Source organism: Salipaludibacillus sp. CF4.18 (genome assembly GCF_051262595.1).
In the GTDB taxonomy this organism is placed as follows: Bacteria; Bacillota; Bacilli; order Bacillales; family Salisediminibacteriaceae; genus Salipaludibacillus; species Salipaludibacillus neizhouensis.
Map to the genome: position 1 here is coordinate 1 of NZ_JBIMEV010000118.1, position 2,842 is coordinate 2,842.

General features: G+C 52.9%; 1 rRNA gene. It reads right to left on the bottom strand.

Going from position 1 to position 2,842, the window contains the following annotated elements:
* Positions 1–72: 72 nt before the first annotated feature.
* A 23S ribosomal RNA gene (locus ACHABW_RS25500) occupies positions 73–2,842 on the bottom strand; the annotation flags it as partial.

Consider the following 2,842-nt stretch of genomic DNA (forward strand, 5'->3'; position numbering starts at 1 on the left):
TGAGTGGTCGTTGACCTCTCAAAACTGGATAACGTGATGGACTGAAAAGAATCGTTGCTTAGAGTAAAACATTTGGTTAAGTCCTCGATCGATTAGTATCTCTCAGCTCCGCATGTCGCCATGCTTCCACACGAGACCTATCTACCTCATCTTCTCTGAGGGATCTTACTCACTTACGTGATGGGAAATCTCATCTCGAGGGGGGCTTCATGCTTAGATGCTTTCAGCACTTATCCCTTCCACACGTAGCTACCCAGCGATGCTCCTGGCGGAACAACTGGTACACCAGCGGTGTGTCCATCCCGGTCCTCTCGTACTAAGGACAGCTCCTCTCAAATTTCCTGCGCCCGCGACGGATAGGGACCGAACTGTCTCACGACGTTCTGAACCCAGCTCGCGTGCCGCTTTAATGGGCGAACAGCCCAACCCTTGGGACCTACTTCAGCCCCAGGATGCGACGAGCCGACATCGAGGTGCCAAACCTCCCCGTCGATGTGGACTCTTGGGGGAGATTAGCCTGTTATCCCCAGGGTAGCTTTTATCCGTTGAGCGACGGCCCTTCCATACGGTGCCGCCGGATCACTAAGCCCGACTTTCGTCCCTGCTCGACCTGTATGTCTCGCAGTCAAGCTCCCTTATGCCTTTGCACTCTACGAATGATTTCCAACCATTCTGAGGGAACCTTTGGGCGCCTCCGTTACTCTTTAGGAGGCGACCGCCCCAGTCAAACTGCCCACCTGACACTGTTCCTGAACCGGATCACGGTCCGAGGTTAGAATGTCAAAACAGCCAGGGTAGTATCCCACCAATGCCTCCACCGAAGCTAGCGCTCCGGTTTCCAAGGCTCCTACCTATCCTGTACAAGCTGTTCCAACATCCAATATCAAGCTACAGTAAAGCTCCATGGGGTCTTTCCGTCCTGTCGCGGGTAACCAGCATCTTCACTGGTAATATAATTTCACCGGGTCTCTCGTTGAGACAGTGCCCAAATCGTTGCACCTTTCGTGCGGGTCGGAACTTACCCGACAAGGAATTTCGCTACCTTAGGACCGTTATAGTTACGGCCGCCGTTTACTGGGGCTTCAATTCAGAGCTTCTCCCTTACGGGATAACCCCTCCTCTTAACCTTCCAGCACCGGGCAGGTGTCAGCCCCTATACATCGCCTTGCGGCTTGGCAGAGACCTGTGTTTTTGATAAACAGTCGTTTGGGCCTATTCACTGCGGCTCTCTCGGGCTTGCACCCTAATAGAGCACTCCTTCTCCCGAAGTTACGGAGTCATTTTGCCGAGTTCCTTAACGAGAGTTCTCCCGCGCGTCTTAGAATTCTCATCCCGCCTACCTGTGTCGGTTTGCGGTACGGGCACCAGCTTCCTCGCTAGAGGCTTTTCTTGGCAGTGTAGGATTGGGAACTTCGGTACTAAATTTCCCTCGCGATCACAACTCAGCCTTCACGACAAGCGGATTTACCTACTTGTCAGCCTAATTGCTTCGACGCACACAACCAACGGTGCGCTTACCCTACCTTACTGCGTCCCCCCATTACTCAAACGGAAACGTGGTGGTACAGGAATTTCAACCTGTTTTCCATCGCCTACGCCTTTCGGCCTCGGCTTAGGTCCCGACTTACCCTGAGCGGACGAGCCTTCCTCAGGAAACCTTAGGCTTTCGACGGAGGGGATTCTCACCCCTCTTTTCGCTACTCATACCGGCATTCTCACTTCCAAGCGCTCCACATGTCCTTCCGGTCATGCTTCGACGCCCTTGGAACGCTCCCCTACCACAGGACACCCGAAGGTGTCTGTCCATAGCTTCGGTGATACGTTTAGCCCCGGTACATTTTCGGCGCAGAGTCACTCGACCAGTGAGCTATTACGCACTCTTTCAATGATGGCTGCTTCTAAGCCAACATCCTGGTTGTCTAAGCAACTCCACATCCTTTTCCACTTAACGTATACTTTGGGACCTTAGCTGATGGTCTGGGCTGTTTCCCTCTTGACTACGGATCTTAGCACTCGCAGTCTGACTCCCGAGGATAAGTTTTTGGCATTCGGAGTTTGACTGAATTCGGTAATCCTGTGGGGACCCCTCGTCCAATCAGTGCTCTACCTCCAAAACTCTTCCCTCGAGGCTAGCCCTAAAGCTATTTCGGGGAGAACCAGCTATTTCCGAGTTCGATTGGCATTTCACCCCTACCCACACCTCATCCCCGCACTTTTCAACGTGCGTGGGTTCGGGCCTCCATCCAGTGTTACCTGGACTTCACCCTGGACATGGGTAGATCACCCGGTTTCGGGTCTACAACCACATACTCATTCGCCCTATTCAGACTCGCTTTCGCTGCGGCTCCGCCTTTTCAGCTTAACCTTGCATGGGATCGTAACTCGCCGGTTCATTCTACAAAAGGCACGCTGTCACCCATTAACGGGCTCCAACTACTTGTAGGCACACGGTTTCAAGATCTATTTCACTCCCCTTCCGGGGTGCTTTTCACCTTTCCCTCACGGTACTGGTTCACTATCGGTCACTAGGTAGTATTTAGCCTTGGGAGATGGTCCTCCCAGTTTCCAACGGGGTTTCACGTGTCCCGCCGTACTCAGGATACACTCCGGAGGAGTCTGCATTTCGACTACAGGGCTTTTACCTTGTCTCGCGGACCTTTCCAGGTCGCTTCATCTACACAGACTCTTTGTAACTCCATATGGAATGTCCTACAACCCCAAGAGGCAAGCCTCTTGGTTTGGGCTGTTTCCGTTTCGCTCGCCGCTACTCAGGAAATCGCATTTGCTTTCTCTTCCTCTGGGTACTAAGATGTTTCAGTTCCCCAGGTCTGCCTTCTCACAC